The organism is Gemmatimonadetes bacterium SCN 70-22 (genome assembly GCA_001724275.1).
GTDB lineage: Bacteria > Gemmatimonadota > Gemmatimonadetes > Gemmatimonadales > Gemmatimonadaceae > SCN-70-22.
Genome location: MEDZ01000024.1, coordinates 1 through 24,922 on the forward strand (window position 1 = coordinate 1; position 24,922 = coordinate 24,922).

20 protein-coding genes are annotated in these 24,922 nt (G+C 68.8%); 17 read left to right on the forward strand and 3 right to left on the reverse strand.

Annotated elements, in window-relative coordinates:
• Positions 1-496: 496 nt before the first annotated feature.
• The 8 genes from ABS52_12505 to ABS52_12540 all read left to right on the forward strand — a co-directional run bounded on the left by ABS52_12505 (position 497) and on the right by ABS52_12540 (position 9,899).
• Entirely contained in the window at positions 497-1,498 is a 1,002-nt protein-coding gene (locus ABS52_12505) for a hypothetical protein (protein ODT02640.1), read from the forward strand.
• 2,282 nt (positions 1,499-3,780) lie between these two features.
• Complete coding sequence (locus ABS52_12510) at positions 3,781-4,662, forward strand: hypothetical protein (GenBank protein ODT02641.1); 882 nt, start codon at positions 3,781-3,783, stop codon at positions 4,660-4,662.
• Between the two features lie 534 nt (positions 4,663-5,196).
• Positions 5,197-5,823, forward strand: a complete 627-nt coding sequence (locus ABS52_12515; GenBank protein ODT02710.1) for an SAM-dependent methyltransferase — start codon at positions 5,197-5,199, stop codon at positions 5,821-5,823.
• Between the two features lie 763 nt (positions 5,824-6,586).
• The gene (locus ABS52_12520; protein ID ODT02642.1) at positions 6,587-7,225 is read left to right on the forward strand and encodes a deaminase; all 639 of its coding nucleotides are present in this window, start codon (positions 6,587-6,589) and stop codon (positions 7,223-7,225) included.
• Positions 7,226-7,357: 132 nt separating this feature from the next.
• Positions 7,358-8,404 (forward strand): hypothetical protein, encoded by a 1,047-nt coding sequence (locus tag ABS52_12525; protein ODT02643.1) that lies wholly within the window; start codon positions 7,358-7,360, stop codon positions 8,402-8,404.
• Between the two features lie 127 nt (positions 8,405-8,531).
• The gene (locus ABS52_12530) at positions 8,532-8,927 is read left to right on the forward strand and encodes a hypothetical protein (GenBank protein ID ODT02644.1); all 396 of its coding nucleotides are present in this window, start codon (positions 8,532-8,534) and stop codon (positions 8,925-8,927) included.
• 102 nt (positions 8,928-9,029) lie between these two features.
• Positions 9,030-9,374 (forward strand): cupin, encoded by a 345-nt coding sequence (locus ABS52_12535; GenBank protein ID ODT02645.1) that lies wholly within the window; start codon positions 9,030-9,032, stop codon positions 9,372-9,374.
• Positions 9,375-9,899, forward strand: coding sequence for a hypothetical protein (locus ABS52_12540; protein ODT02646.1), 525 nt, complete (start codon positions 9,375-9,377; stop codon positions 9,897-9,899).
• Here ABS52_12540 and ABS52_12545 read toward each other — a convergent pair.
• Positions 9,844-11,196, reverse strand: a complete 1,353-nt coding sequence (locus tag ABS52_12545; protein ODT02647.1) for a hypothetical protein — start codon at positions 11,194-11,196, stop codon at positions 9,844-9,846. The two genes, ABS52_12540 and ABS52_12545, sit on opposite strands and share 56 nt — an antisense overlap.
• Before the next feature lie 386 nt (positions 11,197-11,582).
• Between ABS52_12545 and ABS52_12550 the strand changes: the two genes are divergently transcribed.
• The 3 genes from ABS52_12550 to ABS52_12560 all read left to right on the forward strand — a co-directional run bounded on the left by ABS52_12550 (position 11,583) and on the right by ABS52_12560 (position 15,088).
• Positions 11,583-12,701, forward strand: a complete 1,119-nt coding sequence (locus ABS52_12550; protein ID ODT02648.1) for an AmmeMemoRadiSam system radical SAM enzyme — start codon at positions 11,583-11,585, stop codon at positions 12,699-12,701.
• A 399-nt stretch (positions 12,702-13,100) separates the two neighbouring features.
• Positions 13,101-13,502 carry a hypothetical protein gene (locus ABS52_12555; protein ODT02649.1) on the forward strand — a complete coding sequence of 134 codons (402 nt, stop codon included), beginning with the start codon at positions 13,101-13,103 and terminating at the stop codon, positions 13,500-13,502.
• Between the two features lie 170 nt (positions 13,503-13,672).
• Entirely contained in the window at positions 13,673-15,088 is a 1,416-nt protein-coding gene (locus ABS52_12560) for a hypothetical protein (protein ID ODT02650.1), read from the forward strand.
• 103 nt (positions 15,089-15,191) lie between these two features.
• On the opposite strand, the gene ABS52_12565 is transcribed toward ABS52_12560, so the two are convergent.
• Entirely contained in the window at positions 15,192-15,743 is a 552-nt protein-coding gene (locus ABS52_12565) for a hypothetical protein (protein ODT02651.1), read from the reverse strand.
• 469 nt (positions 15,744-16,212) lie between these two features.
• On the opposite strand from ABS52_12565, the gene ABS52_12570 reads away from it, so the two are divergent.
• The 6 genes from ABS52_12570 (at position 16,213) to ABS52_12595 (ending at position 23,602) form a co-directional block, all read left to right on the forward strand.
• Positions 16,213-18,354, forward strand: a complete 2,142-nt coding sequence (locus ABS52_12570; protein ID ODT02711.1) for a hypothetical protein — start codon at positions 16,213-16,215, stop codon at positions 18,352-18,354.
• A 90-nt stretch (positions 18,355-18,444) separates the two neighbouring features.
• On the forward strand, positions 18,445-19,029 hold the full coding sequence (locus ABS52_12575) for a hypothetical protein (protein ID ODT02652.1): 585 nt from the start codon (positions 18,445-18,447) through the stop codon (positions 19,027-19,029).
• Positions 19,017-19,802 carry a 1,4-dihydroxy-6-naphthoate synthase gene (locus ABS52_12580; GenBank protein ID ODT02653.1) on the forward strand — a complete coding sequence of 262 codons (786 nt, stop codon included), beginning with the start codon at positions 19,017-19,019 and terminating at the stop codon, positions 19,800-19,802. The genes ABS52_12575 and ABS52_12580 overlap by 13 nt, the downstream gene beginning before the upstream one ends.
• A 628-nt stretch (positions 19,803-20,430) precedes the next feature.
• The gene (locus tag ABS52_12585) at positions 20,431-20,862 is read left to right on the forward strand and encodes a hypothetical protein (protein ID ODT02712.1); all 432 of its coding nucleotides are present in this window, start codon (positions 20,431-20,433) and stop codon (positions 20,860-20,862) included.
• Between the two features lie 278 nt (positions 20,863-21,140).
• Complete coding sequence (locus ABS52_12590; protein ID ODT02654.1) at positions 21,141-21,905, forward strand: hypothetical protein; 765 nt, start codon at positions 21,141-21,143, stop codon at positions 21,903-21,905.
• A 230-nt stretch (positions 21,906-22,135) separates the two neighbouring features.
• Positions 22,136-23,602 carry a hypothetical protein gene (locus ABS52_12595; protein ODT02655.1) on the forward strand — a complete coding sequence of 489 codons (1,467 nt, stop codon included), beginning with the start codon at positions 22,136-22,138 and terminating at the stop codon, positions 23,600-23,602.
• On the opposite strand, the gene ABS52_12600 is transcribed toward ABS52_12595, so the two are convergent.
• On the reverse strand, positions 23,586-24,785 hold the full coding sequence (locus tag ABS52_12600) for a hypothetical protein (protein ODT02656.1): 1,200 nt from the start codon (positions 24,783-24,785) through the stop codon (positions 23,586-23,588). The two genes, ABS52_12595 and ABS52_12600, sit on opposite strands and share 17 nt — an antisense overlap.
• Between the last annotated feature and the right edge of the window lie 137 nt (positions 24,786-24,922).

The window sequence follows — 24,922 nt, forward strand, 5'->3', positions numbered from 1 at the left end:
GACAGTCGCACCGTCGCAGGTGGCTCTGGCAACTCCGCTGAACACGTGAGGAGCTAACCCACGCCAACATCGGAGGCCAGCCCAGTCATACTTTCTAGGGCGCCAACGACCATTCTCTTCGGTCAAGAGGTCGATGCAAGTATATCTCGAGAGCAAACTGGGCGCAGGTTCCTTCGCTGATATCTGGCGCGGGCGTGACGAGATAGCCCGGCCGGTGGCCGTGAAGATCGTTCGTCCGGATGATGCCTTTGGAACGCAGGCGGTAGCCCATGCGCGCGCACTGGCTCAGGTTGATCATCCCAACGTTGTCAAGGTCTTCTCGATCGAGCGTGTTCCGGATCCTGAGCGCCCGGAGAACGACGTCACATGCGTCGTCATGGAACTCATCGAAGGGGAGACTCTTGGCAATAGACTGTCCGAAGGCACATTGACCGCCGATGAAGCCGCGTCGATCGGGCGTCAGCTCGTGGAAGCGCTTCGACACATGACGACTCGAATGGTTGCTCACGGTGATCTCCATACCGAGAACATCATGCTCAGCGGCACAACCGTTAAGGTGATCGACATTCTCTATCTCTCGGGCACTGGCCAGCTGTCGGCTTCTTCTTTCGACAAGCGCGTTCGGCGAGACCTACTTAGTCTTCGCCTCGTGCTGTCCGAGCTCCTACAGTCGCTGGAGCACGGCGCTTCGGCGGCCGCGAGGTTTCACGCACTTCTCGGCGCGGACGCGGATCTGGATGGCATCGCAGGCGCATTCGATCAGGCCGCCGGCAGCCCTCGGTTCGTAGACGTTGAGCACGAAGTCTGGACGGCCCTCAATCGCATGAGTGATTCCGCCTTCGTGGATACTCCTGAGTACGCTGAAGCACTGGCCGAAGAGATTCCTAGCGAGGCGCACGGGCCATTGCTTCGACAGATCGTTGCACAGGGTACGTGCGGTCAGCCTCATCGCGCGTTCGTGACAACTCTCTGGCGGCAACTGCAGCCGAGTGCTCGGCAAGGGGTGCTTGAGGATCTTCAAGTCGCGCTGGACGAGCGACTACCCAAGGGGCGGTGGTGGCCACTCCTCCACGTGCTTGCTGCCGTTGGTGCTGAGGGCTGGTCAGGTCTCCGCACTACCACGCGCCTGAGAACTGAGAAGCTCATCGTAAACGACGTTCTCGCAGGACACGTGGACATTTACAAGCCGGGGCCGAGTCGACTAAAGGGTGGCCAGCTTGGCACATGGGCCCAAACGTTCTACCGGTATTTCTCTGATCGAGAGCGCCTTGTCAGTAACCTCGCGTCTCTGCTGCGCCAAAGTTGGTACACCCAGAACTATGTCGCGGAGTATTTCATGCACATTCTGGCATCGGTGGCGACATCAGATGCTCAGCGCAAGCTACTGATCAGTGCCCTCGTGGTGGCTGTTCGCAACGACGCACGTATCGTCATCAACAGGCTCAACCTTCTGCCCGCCGAATGGTCGCGCGCGGTTCAGAAGGAGACCGCGCCCTAACTGGCGCTGGAGCAGACAGCCGATCTACTGTGTGCTCGCTTCGCTCGCTCTATTGCCTTCGGCCGCAGCTGATACTCAACGTTGGGCGGACGATTCGGCATGCTGGGATTGCAATGCTTCACTTCCTCTTCCGTCTTGTCCCGATCGGGATCATCGCTAGCTCCCTCGCGCTGGCGGGCTGCCGTGGCGCTGCAACGATCCGATCACCCCAGGCTGGCAGCGCGCCCATCGACAGGCGCTTGGCTCATGGTACTGCTTACGCCCTATGTCTCGACTTTACTCGGGACTCGGCCGCGTTGCGATCGTCTATGGGGCGCTTGCTTGTCTTGTTCGACTCCGTACCAGCACGAGACACGCTACAATACGGCTTGAACTTGCTTGCAGAGTGGTGGCGCGATACAACTGATCGGATTCCGGCAGCTATCGGAGCATGGAGCGGCAACCCAATTGGTGGGAAGTACCAGCCCACGTATGCGGTCTATACGAGGACGGATTCGGCGCAAGTCATGATGGGCATCAACGTTGTTGATGGCAGACTCGTCGCGCTCGCGAGAGTGTACCCTCCGCACGCCACCTCTGGCAGCGGCAATGACCAGCCGCTCCTACACGGTACTCCACAGCGTTGTCGCCGCTCACCCTATGCCGCCTAACGTGCGTTGCAGCGGCCGGCGGAGCCTTGGAATGCGCGCAGGCACTCGCTCCGCTCGTCTCCAGCGCGCAGTCCTATTGGTTCCGCCGCAGCTGAACGCCATCCGTTAGGTTGCGCACGAAGGAGGGTGCACGATGAGTCTTTCGCAGCGACGCCGGTCCATCGGAGTATCGTCGCTTCTCTGGGGCGGCGCGTGGGCCGTCGCGTTCACAGCAGTCGAGTCAGTTGCTGTGCTCGGAACGGCCCCCAGCGGGTCGGCAACCACGCAGCTCGTCGACGTGCTGTCGCGTGTCGCAGCATCCGGCGCAGCCTGGGGCCTAGTCGCGGGTGCAACCTTCGGCGTCGTGTTCGGTTGGATGCAGCGCGGGCGACACCTTGCTCACCTGTCGCGAGGCAAGGCGGCCCTGTGGGGTGCGGTCGCTGGAGCCGCGGTACCTGCGCTCGAGCTACTGAACGCTCTATCGCGTGCAGCGGGACCCATCTCATTCCGATGGGGCGCGGCGGCGCTTGTTCCTTGTCTTGGCGCAATCTCCGCCGCAGCCGCCGTGCACGTGGCCACTCGTACTTCCCGCTCGTCTCCCGATCCAGACGTCCTCCCTGCTTCCCTGCGTTCCGAACTGTCCGCCGGTCTTGCGAACTTGTCCGATCTGGCGGCGAGCGCGACAGAACGACAGCCCGCGATGCGACCGCCCGCAACCTAACTCTAGTAAGGCGCGCCACGGTCGATGCGTCTGCCTCGCTCAATCTTCACCTTCCCGGGATGTGGCGTGCCATATCGTGCGGCAAGCGCAGCGACAAGAGGGGGCGTCGCGCAGTGACGGATCCGGCTATCGCGAGGTCCGATATTGCATGCACTGGCCCTCGATGCGAATGGTACGCCGCCTGGGATTCGGTTGGGCGCTTGGTAGCCTCGCAATCGCGCCGGCGTCGGTGTCCGCGCAGCGAGCACGGTACGTCGCGCTCGACGCCACCGCCGGGGTTGCGAAGGGGTTCGGGGGCGGGCCAGCGTACACCGCTCGAGACTTCCTGGCGGGAGATCTGCTGCTCTCGCTCCGGTGGCGCGGCAAATCGGGCCATTCGCCCGTGGTGGCGGTGAGTACGGGCATTGCTACGCGTAATGGTGATGAGGCGTGCGCGGTGCCGTGCCCCGTTCCCTATCCGCGTTTTCGGTACCACGCAGTACATGTGGGTTGGGAGCTGTTGAGCACACGTGGGGCGAGCCTCCGGACCCTGGCAGGAGCGAGCTGGGACGCAAACAGATACCACGTCGAGGACAGACGTCCGGGCTGGCATGTCCGAGGGGACGCCGCGAGTCCCGCCGTCGGGATCGTCTCGTTGGTCGCGTACATCCAGTCGCATGCCGCGACTAGCGGTCCGTCGGGACTCGGGATGTGGGGTGGGGGCGTCGGCCTTCGGCTTCGGTGACCGCCGAACCGGGGGGGCGGCTCACCCCGCGAGCTTTATCGAACCGCGCCTATCTGGCGTTGCAGCAGACGCCGCGTAGCTTCGGATGGCTCTCCGCTGCGCTCCGGGCGTCATTGGATGCGGCGCAGTTGAGCTTGGGCGTGACGCTGATCGTCGCTGCGGCATCACACAGCGTGCTCACCTGCGAGGCGTCGTGACTACTCCTGCCGTGTTCTGGCCGGTTCTCCTAGGCCTGGGATGTCTCATCGCCGGAATCGGCTTGGCCCGGCGACGTGGGCACGAACACGGACGGCGCGAGCCTTCCCGGCTCTCGGCCTTCGGCCCGACATTCGTCGGGGCAGCGCTGGCGGCGTTCGCGGGAGTCCACTTCACCGCCGCCGCAGCGATCGCCCAGCTCGTTCCCGCCTTCCTCCCCGCGCCGCTTGCGATCGCCTACCTCGTGGGGGTCGCGCACCTGGCCGCCGCGCTGAGCTTCGTCACCAGGCGATACGTCGTCTGGTCGTCGATCGGTCTCGCCCTGATGTTCGCGCTGTTCGCGCTGCTCATGGACCTGCCAGCAGCGATGGCGCGGCCGTCGGGTCGGCTCGGTTGGATTCTCGCGGCTCGCCAGTCGATATTCGCGGTAGGCGCGTTGGCGCTCTTTGCAACCGAAACGAAAGGACGGTGGCCACACGCGTCCCGTCAGGTAGCGATGATCGCCCGGTTCTGGACCGCAGCTGTGCTCGTTTTCTACGGCACCGATCATCTCCTGCACCCCACGCTCTCACCTGGCGTGCCCAGCACGATGCCCATCGCCGCGTGGATCCCGCTACCTCACGTGATGGGGTATGGGACGGGCATCCTGCTCTTGGCCTGTGGTATCGCCATGCTCATCACACGCTTGGCGGGCGCCGCCGCGGCGCGGTGCGGCGAGTTGATGACGCTGCTCACCGTCGTTCTCTACGTGCCGCAGTTCTATATCGCGCGTGACGTCGGGGCACGCGTGACGGCGATCAACTTCGTGTTCGACACGCTGCTGTTCGCCGGCACGGTGCTCATGATCAGCAACGCGATTCTCGCGACGAAGGTGCATGACACCACGGACGCTTAGCCGGACCCTATGGGACGCCTGACCATTCGCCGCCAGATGACGCTCGACCGTGGCGGCGACCATCAGAAGTAAAGCGCCGCCAACGAGACGCACGCCTTCTTCACTCGACTGATGGACCTGAATGGGGCGATGTTGTGCGGCGGCGTCACTTACGAGATGATGAGGAGCTACTGGCCGGCGGGCACCCGCGGCGACGAGGGCACGCGCCGCCCGCGATGTGCGAGCGGGCGGTCACGCTTGACGCCACGCCGAAGTACGTAGTGTCATCGACGCGAGCCGTCGTGCTGCTCGGGAACGGCAAGCTCGAGACTGCACTGGACAGGTTGGATGTGATCGACGAATGATGGGTCGTCGCGGCGGACGCGGACCACGGCAGTCGGCAGGTCCGGGGGCAACTCGCTCCGCCTGAGAAAGCGTGACGCGGAAGTGCAGCCTAACCGATGGAGTCGTTGCAGCGAGGGCATCGAGATGCCGGAGCCATCAGGACCTGCTGACCATCCATTCCGCGGTCGGGCCCCTACCAGTCACGAGCGGCTGGCGGGACGCCCGTGGGACGCGTCGTATCAAGAGGGAACGCCGCCATGGGAGATTGGCCAGCCGCAGCCCGCAATGGTTCGTTTGGCAGCTCGGGTCCGATTCGCCGGCCCCGTCCTCGATGCTGGCTGCGGGACCGGTGAGCACGCGCTCTACGTGGCGTCGCTCGGACTCGCGGTGTGGGGCGTCGATGTGGCCGAGACCGCGCTGGAAGTCGCGCGGAAGAAAGCGCATGACCGTGGGCTGCAATGTACGTTCGCGCTGGTGGACGCGCTTCACTTGGAGCGATTGGGGCGCGAGTTCAAGACGGTGCTGGACTGCGGACTCTTTCACACCTTCGACGGCGAGGAGCGACTGCGGTACGCTGCGAGTCTCGCCTCGGTGACGGCGCCTGAGGGAACCCTCCATGTGCTGTGCTTCAGTGACGAGGGTCCCGATCCAGGCCCGCACCCCATCAGTCAGGAAGATCTGAGAACGGCGTTCTGTCCCGGCAAGGGATGGCATGTGGCCGAGGTCGAGCCGGAGCGAATCAAGACGCGGGATCCTGGCAACCGCGGCGCGCCGGCTTGGATCGCGACGATCCAGCGAGTCTCGACCGAGGATGCTGCAGAACGGGTTGGCGGATGAACGAGCGTGTGCGGCCTGGACCGCAGACGGTGTAGAGTGGACCCGACTTGATGGACGCCGATCGACCCCTGCTTTGGGAGGGGCGGCAGTCCATGAGCAAGCGGCGGAAGCCGGCCAGCGCCACGCCGTGCGAGCGGCGGAGCGTCACGGACGCGTTCGAGCAGGAAGCCGTCCGCCGGCTGCATGAGCGGCGCGCGGAGGGCGGGACCTTGGCCGACGTGGCGCGCGAGCTGGATCTCGGAGACAGTCTGCTCCGGGGCTGGGCCCAACCGTTCACCGCGGCGGACGATACACTGGCGGCGCTCGGGAGGGTGATGGTGCGGCGTCGACCACCGGCGGGACTGAGCCATCACTCCGACCGCGGCGGACAATATGCGTGCGGGGCATACCAGGCGATGCCGACGCGGCACGGGATGCGGGCGAACATGAGCCGCAAGGACGATTGCTGGGACACTGCGGTGGCGGAGAGCTTCTTCGCTACCCTGGAGAACGAAGTGAGCCCGCGGCGACATTGGGGGACCCGCCGCGACGCCCGGCAGGCGATCTTCCGTAACATCGAGGACTGGCACAATCTGCAGCGGCGGCATGCGACCTTGGGCTATCTCAGCCCTGCGGTCTACGAGGCGCAGCGGGGCGTGACCATCATCAACCCGGTGTCCACCGAACCGGGTCAAGTCCACATGCGGCCTTCGGCCGCACTCTATTGCCCTCTGCGGCAGCTCTTCCAATGCACTAAGCACCCCCTTCCTATACACTCACACCCATGCCCAAGACCTTCGTCAACATCGGCCTCAGCCTCGATGGCTACATGGCACCGAAAGGCATGTCCCTCGAGCACTGGAGTACTCCTGACCACGAGAACTGGGGCGCCAAGTGGGGGGCGCTCATGGCCTGGATCCTCAGCCAACAGTACTTCCGCGAGACGCTCAAGTTCGGGACCGGGGGAGAGACGGGTCCGGTCAATGACATGGTGCGTCACACGATGGAGCGCACCGGCGCCAACATCATGGGCAAGCGAATGTTCGAGCAGGGCGAGATCTCGTGGCCCGAGGAAGCCCCGTTTCACACCCCGGTCTTCGTCCTCACCCACGAGAAGCGCGAACCCTGGGTCCGGCCGGGGGGGACGACGTTCTACTTCGTCAACGACGGCCCGGCGCGCGCCCTGGAGCTGGCCAGGGAGGCGGCGGGCGGTCGCGACATCCGCATCTCGGGCGGTGCGGACGTGATCCAGCAGTACTTGAACATGGGTGTCGTCGAGGAGCTGGAAATCGCCCTGGCACCGGTCTTGTTCGGCGGCGGGCGGCGGCTCTTCGAGAATCTCCGCGAGCCCGGGCCGCAGTTTCGCATCGACCGAGTGCTGGATGGACCAGCCGCGACGCACGTGCGCTATGTGCGCCAGTGACGGCGGCCGAGCCACCGAATGCAGCTGACGGTCCCTGGCGCACCCGCCGATGCACCCGTGGCGACGGAAGCGGACACTTCGTGGTGGCCGCGCCGGGCCAGGTTTAGAGCCGCGTTAGGCTTCGAGAGGCGAATGGTGATGCTGAAGCGATCCCTATCCCTGCTGTCGCTCGCCCTCTGCTTCGGGGCGGGCTTCGCCCCGCCCGCCCCGGCGCAAGGGCGGATCGTCGTCGAGACGCTCCACGCCCAGGCGCTTGAGGGGAACGGGATCGGCGACACGCCTGACCGCAAGATCACCATCTACCTGCCGCCCAGCTACGATCGCGACGCCACGAGGCGGTATCCCGTCGTCTACCTGCTGCACGGCGTCACGTCGGACCCGAACGAATGGCTGGACGGCACGTATCAGGGGCTGAATCTCGGCGAGGCGCTCGATGAGCGCGCCGGCCTTGCCGAGTACATCGTCGTGATGCCGTTGGCCGACAACCGCTTCGGCGGAACGTTCTACGTGAACTCGGCGGCATTCGGGCGATGGGAGGACTTCATCGCGACGGAGTTGGTGCGCTTCGTCGACGCGCACTTTCGCACCTTGCCGGTGCGGCAAAGCCGCGCCCTGGCCGGCCAGTCCATGGGTGGGTTCGGTGCCCTCTACCTGGCCGGTCGCCATGCCGACACCTTCGGTCACGTCTATGCGATGAGCCCCTGCTGCCTGGGGTTCGTCGGTGATCTCGCGGCCGAGAGCGACAGATGGCGAGGGCAGCCGCGTGGATTGCTGCGGACGATGGCGACCGCGTTCGCACCGGATCCTCTTCCGGACTCGGTAGCCGCCCCTGTGCCGTTCGTCGCCGGTCCAGACGGTCGGATGCGGGAAGTCGGCGCGGTCGCCCGCGCGTGGCGCGAGTTTCTGCCGCTGTATCGGCTCATGCGCGACCCCTCGCCGTATCGTCGCCTGTGCACGATCGCGCTCGAAGCGGGGCGGGAGGATGAGATTCCCCACGTCCCTCTTGGCACGGCGGACTTCTCACGCGAGCTGACGCGCGCCGGCATCGCGCACACACTGGACGAGTTCACAGGAGGGCACACGAATCGGACTCGCGAGCGGTTCGAGACGGCTGTGCTCCCATTCCTGGCCCGCGTGCTCGCAACGCAGGATCGTCGAGGGGCGTGCGATCGGAGCTAGGGCGCCGACCATGGCCGCGCCGGGTGCGCGCGCTTGCCACGGGCCGCAGCTGCAGCGCAACGTTGTGCACGCCGGAACAGTCTCCCACCTGCGCGAGTCCCCCACCCCGCATCGCTCGGAGCCCAGCATGTCCCTCAGCGTCGCAACGCACCTCATGTTCGTCGGCGTGGCCACCCAGGCCATCGAGCTCTATCGCTCGGTGTTCCCCGAGTTCGTCGTCGAGCGCATGGCCCGGTATGCCGCAGGCGAACCCGGCGCACCGGGGACGGTGAAGCGCGCCGACGCGACCTTCGCTGGCCACCGGCTCGTGATCATCGACAGCCCGGTGAAGCATGCCTTCAGCTTCACTCCCTCCGTGTCGCTCTTCGTCGATTGCCCGGATGCCGATGCGCTCGATCGCGCGTTCCAGGCCCTCTCGGCCGACGGCGCGGTCCTCATGCCGGTCGCCGACTACGGGTTCAGCCAGCGCTTTGGCTGGTGCACCGATCGCTTCGGCGTCTCCTGGCAGCTCAACCTGCCGTAGCGCACGGCAGCAGGATCCTTGCGGCCGCCAACGGCATCTTGGCGGAATCCTTGCGGCTCCCTGCCGTACGTTAGGCTCCGAGTACACTCCAGGGAGATCCCCATGCGCGATGATCAGACGGCCCCCGAGACCAGAGGCGTCACCGTGCAGCCGCTCGCCACCGTCGACCTCGGCCCCGAGATCGACGGCATGGCGGGTCGCCAGCTGCGAATGCGCCTGGTGACCATAGAACCGGGAAGCGTCTTCGGCCCGGTCCACGACCACAAGGACAGGCCGGGGATCGTCTACATCCTGCAGGGGACGATCACCGACCATCGCGACGGGATCGCCACGGACTACGGCCCCGGCGTGGGTTGGCCGGAGGACCGGAACACCCTACACTGGTTGGAGAACAGGGGGACTGTGCCGGCGGTGGAGATCTCGGTCGACATCGTCAGGCAACCGTAGGTGCACCCCCCGACCCCCGACACGACCGGACCCGACGTGATCGCACAATTCCAGCGCCTCGCCAGGCACGGCGCCTGGGCCGACGCCCGCCTCCTCGCGGCCGCCCGACGGGCCGAGGGCGACCGTTCCACCGTGCTCCGCGAGCTTGCGCACGTGCGCGGTGCGCAGGAGACATGGCTCGCTCGCATCGAGGGACGGCCGTCGACGCTCCCCGTCTGGCCGACGCTGAGCCTCGCGGAGCTCGAGACGGTCGGCCAAACGGTCGACGCCACGATGCACGCCGTCCTGGCCGGGCTCACAGCGACCGCGCTGGCAGGCGAGGTGGCGTACACGACCTCGGCGGGAGTCGCCCATCGCACGCCGCTGGTCGACGTCCTGCTCCAGCTCTTCACGCACGGCCAGTATCATCGCGGCAAGGCCAACGCCGCGCTCCGCGCGATCGGGGCAGAGGCGGCGGGCGTGGACTTCATCAGCTGGGCGCGAGAGGGCGAACCCAGCGCACGCCCTCCTGCGCCGTCCCGCTAGCCGCGACCCTGGTGACCTGCGTTCCTGCCGTCGTCATCACCCAGATCTCGCCATTGCGGTAGAAGACGATCCAATCGCCGAGGGGGGTGACGTCGGCGATGAAGTCGTCGTGGCCGGTGTCGATCGAGATCGGCGTGAGGTTGGTGCCGTCGGCGTCGATGCGGTAGATGCCAAAGGTCGTGCTCGTACCGACCTTGGCCGACAGATAGAACTGCGTGCCGTTGGGCGCCCATGTGATGCCGGCGCCGGCGGGGAGTGCGGTCACCAGCCGCTGGTCGGTGAAGTCGGTCCTCACGGTGTAGGCGTTGCCGCCGGCCGCAAAGAGGATGCGATCGCCGAGGGGTGACCAGCGGGGGGCTATGGACGTGCAGTAGCTGGAGTTCACTCCAATGATCCCTGCCCCGCTCGCGCTCGCGATGGCCAGCGGGTGACCGCCGGGGCAATCGCCATACATGAGCGTGAGGCGCGAGCCGTCTGGGGAGAGGTCCGGAAGGTACGAAGGTCCCGCTCCGACGATCTGCCGCTTGTTGGCCCCGGTGCTGTCCATGGCATAGATGACGTTCTCGCCGAAATACCCGCCGCGAGCGAGCATGATGTTGCCAACCACCGACGGCGCGATCCCGGTCTCGAGGTAGGTCGGGCTCGCGCCGTCTCCCCGCATCTTGTAGATGCGCGACGCCGAGCCCTCCCACCACGAGGCGACGAGCGCCAGCGACGTGAGCGGGACGGGGTTGACGTTCACGACTGCCGACCCGCTCACCCCCTCGCTGGTTGCGGTGATCGTCGCCCCCTGGCCGAGGGAGACTGCGTTGACCAATCCGGCCGCGCTCACGCTGGCGACGCCGGGCGTGGCGGCGCTCCATGTGACGGTGCGGCCGGTGAGGACGTTGCCGCGCGCATCCCTCAGCTCGACGCTGAGCTGCCGGGTCGCACCGATGGTCAGGTCCACGCTCGCCGGCGCCAGGGTGACCGATGCGACGGCGGCTAGGCTCACGGTGACCTGCCCAGTCGCCTGGAGCTTGCGCTTCCCCTTGCCGCTGACGGATGCGGTAACGGTCACCGGACCTCCCGCCGACACCCCGGTCACGACCCCGGAGTCCGAGACGGTGGCCACCGTGTAGTTGGGGGTGACCCCCCAGGTGACGGCGCACGGTGCGATGTCGGCCCCGGCTTGGTCTTTCACCGCCAGCAGTCGGGTGGCACCCACCTCGACGGTCAGTGCGGACGGGGAGAGCGCGATGCTCGTGGTCCACTTCGGGAGGGCGGGGCATGCACCGGGGCGACGGGCCGCCTCCATCGCCAGCGAGGGCTCCAGACGGGTGGGTGACGGTACTGTGGGCTCTGTGCACGCGGCGGCTGCAACGACGCAGGCGGCGAAGGCGACGGTAATGTGGCGGTAGTTCACGATGGCCCTGGAGGATGAAGGTCTTGGCCGGGGAACAACCCGCGTGGGTGCCGACAGGCGAATGCCGCCGGTGTCGCGAGTCGCGTCGAAAGAACGGACGGAGACGCTAGGCCACACGCGTCTATCGGGCGTTATGGCTGGGCATGCCACCCGCCCCGCTGGCGATTCCCCGATCCGATCGGCCCCGCACCCTGATTGCCGGCACGTACCCCCGCTGCCACGATTGACGCTCGGGACCAGCGGATGCACGCGCGCCCCGAACGCCACGGCCGGACACCATGTCGTACGAGTTGAGCGCCCCACCCAGCGTCCTCGACGCCACCCCCGCCGTCCCCACGACGCACTGGCACACGCTCGACGACGGCCGCGTCCAGTGCGACATCTGTCCCCGTGCCTGCAAGCTGCACGAGCAACAGCGCGGCATGTGCTTCGTCCGCGCCCGACTCGGCGGCGAGATCAGGCTCACCAGCCATGGCCGCTCGAGCGGCTTCTGCATCGATCCCATCGAGAAGAAGCCGCTCTCCCACTTCCTCCCGGGGACCCCGGTGCTCTCGTTCGGCACCGCCGGCTGCATGCTGGCCTGCAAGTTCTGCCAGAACTGGGACATCACCAAGTCGCGCGATGTCGACACGCTGGCCGATGCCGCCACGCCGGAGCGGATCGCGGCGGTGGCGGTCGAGCTGGGGTGCCGGAGCGTGGCCTTCACCTACAACGACCCGGTCGTCTTTCACGAGTACGCCATCGACGTCGCGCAGGCGTGCCGGGACCGTGGCGTGCGCACGGTGGCGGTGACGGCGGGGTACCAGAATGCGGCGCCGCGCGCCGAGTTCTACCGCCACATGGACGCCGCCAACGTGGACCTCAAGGCGTTCACGGAGTCGTTCTATCACGACGTCTGCGCGGGGCACCTGCGGCCGGTGCTCGATACGCTCGTCTACCTCACGCACGAGACGAACGTCTGGCTCGAGATCACGAACCTGGTGATCCCGGGGCTGAACGACGCGGACGCCGAGATCGATGCCATGACGCGGTGGATCGCCGAGGAGTTGGGCCCGGACGTGCCGCTGCACTTCACGGCCTTCCACCCGGACTGGAAGATGATGGACCGTCGGCCGACGCCGTCGGCCACGCTCGCGCGCGCCCGGCAGATCGCCATGGACAACGGGGTGCGCTACGCCTACACGGGGAACGTGCACAACCCCGAGGGCGAGACGACGCGTTGCCACGAGTGCGGCGCGGTGCTCGTCGAGCGCGACGGCTACACGATCGGGGAGTGGCACCTGGCGCCTGGCGGCCGCTGCGCGAACTGCGGCGCGCGATGCGCGGGGGTCTTCGAGGACCTCCCCGGAAGCTGGGGAGCGCATCGCCGCCCGGTGCGGATGAGCGTCACGGCGTGAGGCTCGTGGCTCGACCCCGGAGCGCCGCCCGCTGGATGCGGGGAGGCAACCGTGCGCCGTCCGTCCGTTGCGCGGGTGTGGCCGCGTTCCATGCGCTACAGCATTGTACGAGCCCTTCCCGCGCCGACGCCCACGAGTCTCGGCGCCAACACCGCCGGCTCCAGGTGGGCGGTCCTCGCCTTCCCCGTCAGAGGCAACCTGCCTTGCGCTCGCCTGTACGCCATCTCGGTCACCGCGCGCGAGTGCCGACCTCGGCAGCGCGTACGCCCGCGGCCGGCTGTAACGCCTGCGCAAGGTGCCGCCTGCAAGTTGAGGATGCACGGCCGCTCCGGTCAGCCCTCCGCTGACTCGCTGTACCGTCCGCTCCTGTCGTGGGTGCTCGACGATCGCAGGAGACTCATGCTCCCCTCGCGCCTCCAGTGGACCCCGGCGTCGCTCGTCGCCGCTGCCCTGCTCTTCGGTACCATCGCCGCGATCGCGCAGGGCGATGGTCGGGGTGTACCGCCCGACACGAGCGCCATCACTGAGGGGATGATTGCGGAGGGACGGGCCATCTATCGCGGCCATGGCGGCTGTCTCGTATGCCATGGGGCGAAGCTCGAGGGAGGCGTTGGCCCCACACTCCTGGCGCACCGGTGGAAGGACGCCGAGCGCGGCGAATACGCCGCCATCATCCGAGTGCTTTCCCGGGGTGTCCCGAATACGGTCATGGTGGCGCGCCCCAACGGCATCTCCAATGCCCAGGTCGTCGCGGTGGCGGCTTACGTGTGGGCGGTCAACCACGGCAGGGCCTCACCGTGATGCTGCCGCGCGTCTGGTGAGGCGGCCGGCCTGACGCCCCGGAAGGGAACGACCGCACGGCGCTCTTTCCAAGGAGGGATACGATGTCAGCCGCACCATCCTCAGCCGCTTCCGTCGCATCCGTCGGGCTCGCACGGTGGCGATACCGGCGCCGTTCCACGCGTCTCGACGTGATCCTCATGGCGCTGTGCGCCCTCCCGGCCGTGGCGCCACCGGCCGCTGCGCTCGCGCGCGGCGATGCCCCTCGCGCCCGAATGCTCGGGCCGTTCCTCGCCCACACCGTGTCGGCGACTCCGCGGCACTTCGCCACGACGTTGCTGCTGGTCCCCAGCTTCTCCCGGCAGACCGGTCTCGCCTGCAGCGCCTGCCACTTTCAGTTCCCGCAGCTCACTCCGTTCGGTCGCCTGTTCAAGCTCAACGGCTACACGATGACGGGGCTCAAGACGATTCCCGCCTCCGGCGATTCCTCGGCGCGACCGTCGCTCTCACTCTCGCCGATCCCGCCCATCTCGGCGATGCTGGTGGCCTCGGTCTCGCACGTGGGCAAGACGCCGGCCGGAACCCAGAATGAGGGAGCGGCACTTCCGCAGGAGGCGAGCCTCTTCCTGGCCGGCGCGCTCACGCCGAAGCTGGGCGCGTTCCTGCAGTACACGTACAGTGGCACGGAGGCGTCGTTCGGCATGGACAACATCGACATCCGCTTCGCCTCGCACGCGACGCTTGCCTCGCGCGATCTCCTCTACGGGCTGACCCTCCACAACAACCCAACCGTGCAGGACGTCTGGAACACGGTCCCGGCGTGGGGGTGGCCGTTCATGCAGTCCGAGCAGACTCCGGCCTCCCTTGCCGCCCCCGTGCTTGCCGACGCCTACTCGCAGAATGTCCTCGGCCTCGGCGCCTACGGGCTCTGGAACCAGGCGCTCTATGGGGAGATCTCGATCTACCGCTCGGCGTTGCAGGGCCGGGAACTGCCGCTGGACGGCAACGCCTCCGGCGTGCTCAAGGCGGTCGCACCGTACTGGCGCGTCGCGCTGCAGCGCGACGTGGGCAGCGGGCACGTGATGATCGGGAGCTATGGCATCGACTCTCGCTCCTTCGGGAGCGGCGTGTCCGGGTTGACCGACCGGTACACCGACGTCGCCGGCGATGCGCAGTACGAGAGCCGCGTCACCGGCGAGCAGGTCCTGCTCGTGCGCGGGAGCGTGATCCGCGAGCGACGCCACCTGACGTCGATGGTCGACGCAGGTGGCGCCGACAAGCTGCGCCAGCACCTCACCGCGCTGCAGGCCAATGCCGCGTACCAGCCGAGCGGACGGGGGTCCGTGTCGTTAGGCTACTTCGCCACGACGGGCACGCGTGACGGGACGCTCTTCGCGCCGGCCGCGGTGGACGGGAGCGCCAACGGCAGGCCGGACACGGCGGGGCTCATGGGCGAGGTGACGCTGAACCCGTGGCAGAACACCCGGATCGGCCTCCACTACACGGCCTTCACGAAGTTCAACGGGGCGTCGGCCAACTACGACGGGAGCGGACGACGCGCTCGCGACAACAATACGCTCTACCTCTATACCTGGCTGGTGTTCTGAGTCCGGTGTGGCGCGCACACGGGGATCGCCGTCGTGGGATGCGGACCCCGCGACGGCGATCGTCGCCAGGCACCCGGCGGGGGTGTCCCGGCCGTTCGATGCCTCACGGCGTGAACGTCGCGTACCCCTGAGCCGCCAGCACCGCCCGCGCCATCGTCGCCGAGTTGGCGACCTTCACGAACGGGAGCAATCCCTCGCGCGGCACCTTGCGATTGATGAGCGCCTGCCCGCAGACGATGATCTGCACGCCGGCCGCGTTGAGCGCCTCCAGCAGCGGGATGCTCTCGTTCTCCGCCCCGGTGGCCGCCTTGTAGGCCTCGCGGTTCAACAGCGACTGCGTCGCCGTCCCGTGCACGATGATCGCCAGGTGCACGTTGCGCCTGGGAACGCCCTCCTGCTCGGCCATCACGAAGAAGTTGGCGGGCACGCGGAACCCCGAGACGAGCTGGCCGGGCTTCTCCGGACCCTGCGTGACGTCCCACGACACGCGGTACTGGATCGACTTGTCGGCGGGGAAGGTGATGTTCGCGATCGGGTTGTTGGCCCCGAGCTTCTTGATGAGCGCCTCACCCGTCTGGGCAAGGGCGGCGGTGGGGGGGGCGAACGGCGCGGCGAGCAGCGCCGCGAACGCGAGGCGGGCGACGGGGCGAATCATGATCCCTCCGGGAGGTGCGGGATGGGTCGGCGACGGGCAACCGGGCGCGGGGAGCGGCCATGGCACGCCCCCGCGCTGCAATCTGCGAACTCCAGAGAGAGGATGCGAGGTTCGTGATCGGGAGTGGACAGCGAGCGCCACGGCGACGTGAACGGTAGCCGCTGGCAGGCGCCGCGGCCCGGCACACCTGTCGGCGGCGCCGGAACGTAGGTCATCACCAGCAGGCTCAGCGCGCTACGGCACCAGATGACCCCGAAGAGGGGAGGGCGAGGAAGCGCTGCGCCCGTCAGCGCATGGTCGCCGCCGATCATCGCGATGCGAATCCCCGCGAGCCCCTCGGGCGTTGCCCCTGCCACGCCTGCGGCGCGGGTCCGGGCCCTCCCGCCTTCCCCGATCCGCTCACCGTGTCAGGGGTTCTACGATGCCGCGAGCGCGCCGGCACGGCGAGCTTGCCCGGACGGAGGAGACGATGATCGCACCAGACGCCCCGCTCGACACTTCGAAGCCGCCCGACCTCACCCCCCTGCTGGCGCCGCGCACCATCGCCGTGATCGGCGCCTCGCAGCGCGCGGGGAGCATGGGGCATCAGGTCCTGGCGAACCTGATCGACTTCGGCTTTGCCGGGACGGTCTATCCCGTGAACCCGCGGGCGCCGTCGGTGCGCTCGGTCCGCGCGTATCCGACCATCGGCGACGTGCCGGAGGCGGTCGACCTGGCGGTGATCGTGGTCCCGCGGGACCACGCGGTGGCGTCGGTCGAGGCGTGCGGCGAGGTGGGGGTGAAGGGGGTCATCGTGATCACCGCCGGCTTCCGCGAGGTGGGGGGAGACGGGGTGTCGCTGGAGCAGCGGCTGATGGACGTGGTGCTGGGGCACGGGATGCGGATGATCGGTCCCAACTGCATGGGAGTGATCAACGCCGACCCCGCCGTCTCGATGAACGCGACCTTCGTCCCGATCATGCCTCCCTTCGGGCACGCCGCCTTCGTGTCGCAGTCGGGGGCGCTGGGGTTGAGCGTGCTGGACTACGCGCGCGAGTACGGCATCGGCATATCGCAGTTTGTCTCCATCGGGAACTCTCCCGACGTCTCCAGCACCGACCTCCTGGAGCAGTGGGAGGACGACCCGGCGGTGCGCGTGATCCTGATGTACGTCGAGAACTTCGGCGAGCCGCGCCGCTTCCTCGACTCCGCGTCGCGCATCACCAAGCACAAGCCGATCATCGTCGTGAAGTCCGGGCGCTCGCGCGCCGGCGCGCGCGCCGCCTCGTCGCATACCGGGGCGCTGGCCGCGAGCGACACGGCGGTGGACGCGATGCTGTCGCAGGCCGGGGTGCTGCGCGCCAACTCCATCGAGGACCTGTTCGACATGGCGATGGGGTTCGGGGTGAAGGCGCGCCCGCGCTCGCGGCGCACGGCGGTCCTCACGAATGCGGGCGGTCCGGGGATCCTGGCCGCCGATGCGCTCGAGACGCAGGGGCTGGAGCTCGTCGACCTGAGCCCGGAGACGGTCGAGGCGTTGCGCCCGCTCTTCCCCCCCGAGGCGTCGATCCGGAACCCGCTGGACATGATCGCCTCGGCGACCCCGGCGGGGTACAAGGCGGCGCTCACCGCCTTCCTCGCCGATCCCCACATCGACGCCGTCGTCCCGATCTTCGTCCCGCCGTTCGGGGTAAGGCAGGAGGATGTGGCCGAGGCGATCGTGAGTGCGTCGCAGGTGCGGCCGGACAAGCCGATGCTTGCGGTGCTGATGGGGCTCAAGGGGCTCCCGCAGGGGCGCTCGGAGCTGCACACCGCCGGGATCCCCGCCTACATCTTTCCCGAGAGCGCGGCGCGCGCGCTGAACGCGCTCAATCGCCAGCGCGAGTGGGAGGAGCGCACCGCCGCCGGGGAGAGTCACCGGCAGGTGCAACGCGCCGCCGCCGAGGCGATCGTGAACGCGGTGCGCGCCGCGGGGCGCGAGCAGCTCACCCAGGAGGAGTCGATCGCCCTCCTCGAGGCGTACGGCATCCCGGCAGCCGGCGTCCGCCTCGTCGCCGCGAGGGAGGAACTCCGGGACGCGGCGCAGGCCATCGGCTATCCGCTCGCGATGAAGCTCTCCAGCCCCGACATCACCCACAAGACGGACGTGGGCGGGGTGCAGGTCGGCATCGGCGACGACGAGGCGCTGCTGCGCGCGTACGACGAGATGCTGGCGCGCGTGCGTGCCGCGGCGCCGGCGGCGCGCATCGACGGCGTGGTGTTGCAGCACATGGTGCAAGGGGGGCGCGAGACGATCGCCGGGGTCACGCGCGACCCGCGCTTCGGTCCCCTGCTGATGTTCGGCCTGGGCGGCGTCTTCGTGGAGGCGCTGCAGGACGTGATCTTCCGCGTGGCGCCGGTGGACGATGCGCAGGCGCTCGACATGGTGCGCGGCATTCGCGGGGCGCGGGTGCTGCAGGGAATCCGCGGTGCGCCGCCGTGCGACGAAGGGGCTTTGGTCGATGCGCTGTGCCGGCTGGGGCAGCTGGCGGCGGACTTCCCGGCCATCGCCGAGCTCGACGTGAACCCGCTGATGGCGCTGACGCACGGAGTGGTGGCGGTCGACGCGCGGGTGAGGCTCGAGTCGAGCTGAGCGCGTGCCGGGACGCACGCGTAACGCCCGAGCGCCTGACCGCGGTGTGCCTCCCCGGCGGCGTTCGCTCGTGAGTAAGTTTCTCGCCTGATGAGCGACTGCCGACGAATCCTGGTCGTGGCGGCGACCGAGCGCGAGCTCGCGGTGCCGGACGGGTGGCGCACCCTGGCCTGTGGAGTCGGCCCGGTGGAGGCCGCCATCCGCACGGCGATGGCCATCGCCGCCGAGCCCCCGGATGCGATCCTCCACGTCGGCATTGCCGGCGCGCGGCGCGGCGCCGGACTCGATGCGCCCGCCCTGGTGATCGGAGAGGCGGCGGTGCACTGCGATTCGGGGGTCCCCGCGGAGTGGACGCCGAGGGTTCTTGCCGCCACGCCGAGCCTGGTGGCTGCGGCGCGGCGCGCCCTTCCCGGTGCGGCGGTGCGCCTGATCGGGACGAGCGGACGCGTGGGGGGAAGCTCGGCGTGCGATCCCGCCTGCGACGTCGAGGCGATGGAAGGGTTCGGGGTGTTGCGTGCTGCGCAGCTGGCGGGGGTCCCCGCGCTGGAGGTCCGTGCCGTCTCCAACGAGATCGACGAGCCCGACCGCGCGCGCTGGCGCTTCGACGATGCCCTTGCCGCGATCACCGCGGCCACGCCACGCCTCGTTGCGGAGGTCGCCCAGTGCGTACGCTGACCTTCGGCTACTCGCCGTGCCCCAACGACACCTTCGCCTTTCACGCGCTGTCGCACGGCGTCCTGGAGCTCCCCTTCCGCATCGAGCCCGTCCTCCTCGACATCGAGGAGCTGAACCGGCGCGCCCACGCCGGGGCGTTCGACCTCACCAAGCTGAGCGTGGGTGCCTTTGCCGGGGTCGGCGATCGCTATCGCATGCTGCGCAGCGGGGCCGCCCTGGGGCATGGCGTGGGGCCGCTGGTGGTGGCGCGCACGCCGGCGGCGCTCGCCGAGGCGGTGCGCGGGCGCATCGCGATCCCCGGGCGCGAAACGACGGCCGTCCGGCTCTTGCGCCTGGCGGCCCCCGCGCTGGGTGAGGTGGTCGAGATGCGATACGACGGGATCCTGCGCGCGGTGGCGGAGGGGGAGGTGGACGCCGGGCTCATCATCCACGAAAGCCGGTTCACCTACGCCGAGCATGGCCTGGTGAAGGTCGCGGACCTTGGCGAGTGGTGGGAAGGCGAGACGGGGCTCCCGGTGCCGCTGGCCGGCATCTGTGCCCGCTCCGACCTCGACGCCGCGACCGCGACGACAGTGGAGCGGGCGATCCGCGACTCGGTGCAGTACGCCTTCGACCACCCCGAGGCAAGCCGCGCCTACGTGCGTGCCCACTCGCAGGAGCTCTCGGACGAGGTGTGCGACGCGCACATCAGGCTCTACGTGAATCGCCTGAGCCTCGACGTGGGCGACGAAGGGGTGCGGGCGATCGCGCGATTGGTGGCAGCAGGCAACTAGTGGGGCGCAGCGACAGGGCCCCGCGGGAGGCGCAGCGGCAGGGCGCCCTCCTCCACGTTCACCCTTGAGCCGGCAACACATGACAGCGTCCTTGTCACTCACCGTCGCGCGCGAGATGTCGCTGCCCGCGGAGGCGCTGTATCGTGCCTGGACCACCGGCTGGGGCGAGTGGCTCGCCGAGCCCGGGTCGGTGCGCGCCACCGCGGAGGCCGGCGCCCCGTTCTTCTTCGAGCTGGCGGAACGCCACGACGACGGCCGCCCCGTGGTGATGCACCCGCACTACGGGCGGTTCTTGCAGCTGGAACCCGGGGCACTGGTCTCGCTCACCTGGGTGACGGGGGCGAGCGGGACGGCTGGCGCCGAGACGGTGCTCACCGTGCGCCTCGACCCCATGCCGTCCGGGACGAAGGTGACGCTCACGCACGAGGGGTTCCTCACCGCCCAGGCGCGCGACGCGCACGCGAACGCCTGGCCCAACGTGCTCGAGCACCAGGAGCGCGCGCTCGCATCGCGCGCCGGCGCGGCGGGCGCGGGGACCGGTACCGCGCGTGCCGACTCCGCGCGTGCCGACTCCGCGCGTGCCGACTCCGCGCGTGCCGACTCCGCGCGTGCCGCCGCGCGTGTCGCGCTGCCAGACAACCGCTCCATCCCCGAGGCCACCGTCATCCCGGTTCGTAGCTACCCGGACCTCGATGCCGCGGTGGCCTGGATGCGCGACGCCCTCGGGTGCCGCGAGCGGCTGCGGATCCCCGGGCATCGCGTGCAATTGACCGTGGGGAACGGCGCCGTCGTGGCCGTGGCGTGGGACCCGGCGACCGCCCCCTCGGCGGGGCGTCCGCCGGCGACGCTCATGCTCCGCGTTTCCGATGCCGATGCCACGTATGCCCTCGCCCTCCAGCTCGGCGCCACCGGGGTGGCGGAGCCGACCGATTTCCCCTACGGCGAGCGGCAGGCGGTCCTGCGCGACCCGTTCGGCCACTCCTGGACGCTGACGCAGACCATCGCCGACGTCGATCCGGCCAGTTGGGGTGGGGAGCTGGTGGGCGAGGGCAACCGCTGAGCGGCGGCTACGGAGGGGAGGCGGAGGGACGTCCGGCCGGCAGACAGTTTGTAGACAGGGGAGGTGTATCGTGCGCGTGGCATCCCAGACAGGATCCGTGACTCATGCGCCACTCCCTCGCTCTTTCTCTTCGATTTGCGCTGGCTGCGCTGGCCGCTCTCGTCGCCCTCGGGTGTGACGCGAGCGACGGGACCACGGCGCCACGAACCGTGAACTCGCCGCCGCCTGCGCCGCCCGCGCCACCCGCGCAACCCGTCGCCCCTCCCCCGACGGGAGACGTGGTCGCGATGGTGCGCGTGCAGGTCGACACCGTGGCGGCGTTCATGGGGATGCAGCGGACTGTGGTGGTCCTGGCCTTCGATGCGAAGGGGGCGCCGATGAACTCGGGCGACGCGATCGTGACGATCTCGGATCCGGACGCCGCCGCCGAAGTCGGGCGTATGGTCGTCCCCGTCGTCGTCGGGGCGACGGGGCGAAGGTTCACGGAACTGCAGCTCTCGCTCCAGCTGATCGGCGAGGGCGAGGTCAGTATACAGGCCTCCGTCGGCGCCGCCAGCGGCCAGGCGGTGCTGCACATCAGGACGCAGCCGCCCATCACCGCGGCGCTGGTGGTCGACACCTTCACGGTGGTCGAGTATCACGCGACGTGCGCCTGGGATTGTCCGTATCTCTACTACGCCCCGCTGCTGAAGCTGCGCGAGCCGACGGGGAGCGCGTGGGCCACGGTGGAGGGGGTCGAGATCACCATTCCGGGGAAGACGACGGGGATGTGCCGCGGGTCGGTGCCGTACCGTCCCGGACAGTCGCTGTACGTGAGCTACGTCGATCCGTATCCCTGGAGCAACGACCTGTTCTTCGTGAGCCTGGACGGGAAGCCGGTCCCGGATGGACTGGCGACCGCTCGCGTCATCGTGCGTGACGTGCGGGGGGCATACGGCACCATCGAGGCGAGCGCTCCGATCCAGCGCATGGTGAAGGATCCGGTGTTTCCCGCTCCATCAGAGGCGGCACCTTTCGGATGGGAGTGCTACTACGGCAACTAGGAGATCGGCGCGGAGCGTCGAGGAGGTGCTGGCCGCAGGCGTTACCCGGTGCATGTCCCCGCCCATGTTGACTGGGCGGTGCCCGTTGTGCACGATTAGGATTGTCCGCTCCTCCTGTCCGGGGCGGGGGCAGCTGCTCGCACTTTGGGCGGCGCCCACGATCCACCGTCGTCCCGACCTGGCACACGCTGCGGCCCCTCGATCAGTTCTCCCTGCACGTCCTTGGATCGGTGACGGTTCGGCACAACGACGATGCGCCGACGTCGTCGCGCATCACCCAGCCCCGGCAGCTCGGGCTCCTGTGCTACCTCGCCCTGGCCCGTCCGCGAGGGTTGCACGCGCGCGACACGCTCATCGCCCTCCTCTGGCCCGACCACGATGCCACGCGCGGGCGTCGTGCGCTGCGCAACGCCCTCCATGGCCTGCGCCAGCAGCTTGGCGCCAACGCCATCATCTCGGTCGGCGACCACCTGGTGGGGCTCGACCCGGCGTACATCTCGTGCGACGCCATCGAGTTGGAGCGTGGCGGCGCGGTCGCGACCGCGGAATTGTCGCCGCCGGAGCCGCTGCATGGCTTGCACGTCGAGGGCGCCGGCGAATTCGACCGCTGGATGTCGGAGGAGCGCACACGCCTGCGAACGCTGATGGCGCAGCGCCGCCAGCTGCATGTCGCCAACGCACCGCTGGCGCCCCTGGTCGCGCTGCGCCGTCCGCACTCGCCCGATGCGGCCGCCATGTACGCCCGCGGACACTACCTCTTCCTGCGCACCGCGCATGGTGGCGCCCCGGAGGAACTGCTCCGCAGCCGCGACTACTTCGAGCGTGCCCTCGCGCTCGACCCCACCTTCGCCCCCGCGGTGGCCGGACTCTCGAACTTCTATGCCGTCGCCGCGCGCCGGGGCGTCCTGGTGCCGTTTCACGAGCACTTCGCCCAGGCCATCGCCCTGTCGCACCAGGCGCTGGGGATGGACGAGACGCTGGCGATTCCCCACGTCCACTTCGCCGCGCAGGCGCTCTACCTCGACGACGACTGGGACCGGGCGGGGCGGGAGTTTGCGACGGCCGTGGCCAAGGACCCCGAGTACGCCGAGGGGCATCGCTTCTACGGCGTCTGGCTCGGGATGGTCGGGCGGGACGCGGAGGCGCTGCAGGAGATGGAAGAAGCGGTCCGGCTGGAGCCCGACATCGCACACATGCAGAGCTCGCTGGGCGCCGCGCGGCTGGCGGTGGGCGATCGGGCCGGCGCGGAGGAAGCACTACGGCAGACGCTCGCCATCGACCCGCGCCACGCGCCGGCTCGCGGACGCCTGGTGCGGCTGTTGGAAGAGGATGGACGGATAGACGAGGCGCTCGCCGAGCGGCGTCGCCCCCCGGCCCTGCTTGGGGCGGATGCCTTCGCCGCCGCGCACGCCGACGCGGGGAGCGATGGATATCGGCGCGTGCTCCTGGAGACGATGCGCGCCGAGGCGGCGGCGATCGAGACGAGACTGGTGGAGCGGCACCCCACCACCGTCAACGATATCTACTCCCCGCCGATCGTGCGCCTGGTCTCGCTCTACGCGCAACTCGGCGACCGCAAGCGGGCGCGCGAGTGGCAGCTGCAAGGAATGGCCGAGCGGCCGGCGCTGGCCCGGTGGTTCGCGTCGATCCCGGAGTTGCGAGTGCCGGCCGGCGCGGAGCTCAGAAGTTCGCGATGACGTGCACGAAGTACGTCTTGAGGTCCGGGGCCCGGCTCCCGTGCTTCGGCTCCTGCGTCTGGTAGTCGAAGGTGATCGAGGTCTTCCGGTTCAGCTCCCAGGTGACGCCAGCGACGTAGAAGCGCTGGTACGGATCGGCACTCCGGTCGGGCTTCACGTCGTCGGCGCGGAAGAGGAGCGCCACCGGCCACGGATGCGCGCTGTGCGTGAAGGCGAAAGGGTGCACCGTGGCGTAGACGGAGTTCACGGCGCCGGTGCGCTCGATGGTCGCAGGCGTGGTGTCGCGCGTGGTGTCGGCCGACTCGACCACGTCGATGCGGCGTGCCAGGTGCGCACCCAACGCGAGGCGGGGGTCGTGCACCTGCACGAGGAGGCCGTAGCGGTCGCGCCGGCGCCCTTCGTCGATGCGTGCCACCGTCCCGTGCGGGCGATCGGCGAAGTCGGAGGCGCGGCGCCCGATGCTGATCCACGGCGAGATGTCGAGCCCCTTCCAGTAGCCGTGCGTCGAGGCAAGCGGCGTCAGCGTCAGGCGCGCCGCGTAGTCCTTGAAACGGTCCAGCTCGCGCGAGGCGTAGCCGGTGCCGTTGGTGATGGTGGCGTACAGCTCGCCCGCCTTGTTGGGGAGCGTGACGGTGGTGGCGATTCCGTCATCCGAGGATGCGAAGTAGCCGGCCTGCTCCACGGCCACCTGCTGGATGCCACGAGGCCACCCTTGTTCCTCGTGATCGATGATGGCGGTGTGCACCAGGCCGAGTCGCACGTTCCCCCTGAACCGGCCGGCGTCGCCGCGCAGGTAGTCGTACTGCACGAAGGCGTACTTGGCGCGCAGCGCCCACCCGCGGTAGAACGCGGACAGGGTGGTGTCGCGCTGCTGGAACACGTCGGCGGTGATGCGCCAGCTGGCGCGATCGCCGGCCTCTCCCTTGAGGGTGAGGTAAGCGCGCTCGAGGTCGAAGCGATCCTGTGCGCGCGCCCCCTTGAGCCCGCCCATCTGGAAGTTGGTGTAGATCACGCCCGAGAAGTCGAACGGGAGCGACGGGGCGGTCACCGATGGCGTGAGGCGTGCCGCGGCGGTGTCGCCTTTCTGGACGCTGGTGCTATCCTGCGCGCCGACCGTCGAGCGCGCGAGGGAAAAGGCTGCGCTGCCAACGAGGATGGAGCGAGCCAGTGTCGTGTTGAACATGCGTGCGGGAGCTCCTTGCCGGCATGCCGGGTTTTGAGGCGTCGGTTACCCGATGGAGGGTGCGCGTGCCCTGTAACGGAACGGTGACGATCCGGTAACGCGACCGTCGCTCCCTCATGCCGACGGGAGGCGGGCGG

What these genes read in the sequence shown, in the direction of transcription:
- ABS52_12505 (ODT02640.1), top strand. Translation starts at nt 497, where the DNA reads ATGGTTGCTCACGGTGATCTCCATACCGAGAACATCATGCTCAGCGGC.
- ABS52_12520 (ODT02642.1), top strand. Translation starts at nt 6,587, where the DNA reads ATGCCCAAGACCTTCGTCAACATCGGCCTCAGCCTCGATGGCTACATG.
- ABS52_12525 (ODT02643.1), top strand. Translation starts at nt 7,358, where the DNA reads ATGGTGATGCTGAAGCGATCCCTATCCCTGCTGTCGCTCGCCCTCTGC.
- ABS52_12530 (ODT02644.1), top strand. Translation starts at nt 8,532, where the DNA reads ATGTCCCTCAGCGTCGCAACGCACCTCATGTTCGTCGGCGTGGCCACC.
- ABS52_12535 (ODT02645.1), top strand. Translation starts at nt 9,030, where the DNA reads ATGCGCGATGATCAGACGGCCCCCGAGACCAGAGGCGTCACCGTGCAG.
- ABS52_12545 (ODT02647.1), bottom strand. Translation starts at nt 11,196, where the DNA reads ATGGAGGCGGCCCGTCGCCCCGGTGCATGCCCCGCCCTCCCGAAGTGG.
- ABS52_12550 (ODT02648.1), top strand. Translation starts at nt 11,583, where the DNA reads ATGTCGTACGAGTTGAGCGCCCCACCCAGCGTCCTCGACGCCACCCCC.
- ABS52_12555 (ODT02649.1), top strand. Translation starts at nt 13,101, where the DNA reads ATGCTCCCCTCGCGCCTCCAGTGGACCCCGGCGTCGCTCGTCGCCGCT.
- ABS52_12565 (ODT02651.1), bottom strand. Translation starts at nt 15,743, where the DNA reads ATGATTCGCCCCGTCGCCCGCCTCGCGTTCGCGGCGCTGCTCGCCGCG.
- ABS52_12570 (ODT02711.1), top strand. Translation starts at nt 16,213, where the DNA reads ATGATCGCACCAGACGCCCCGCTCGACACTTCGAAGCCGCCCGACCTC.
- ABS52_12575 (ODT02652.1), top strand. Translation starts at nt 18,445, where the DNA reads ATGAGCGACTGCCGACGAATCCTGGTCGTGGCGGCGACCGAGCGCGAG.
- ABS52_12600 (ODT02656.1), bottom strand. Translation starts at nt 24,785, where the DNA reads ATGTTCAACACGACACTGGCTCGCTCCATCCTCGTTGGCAGCGCAGCC.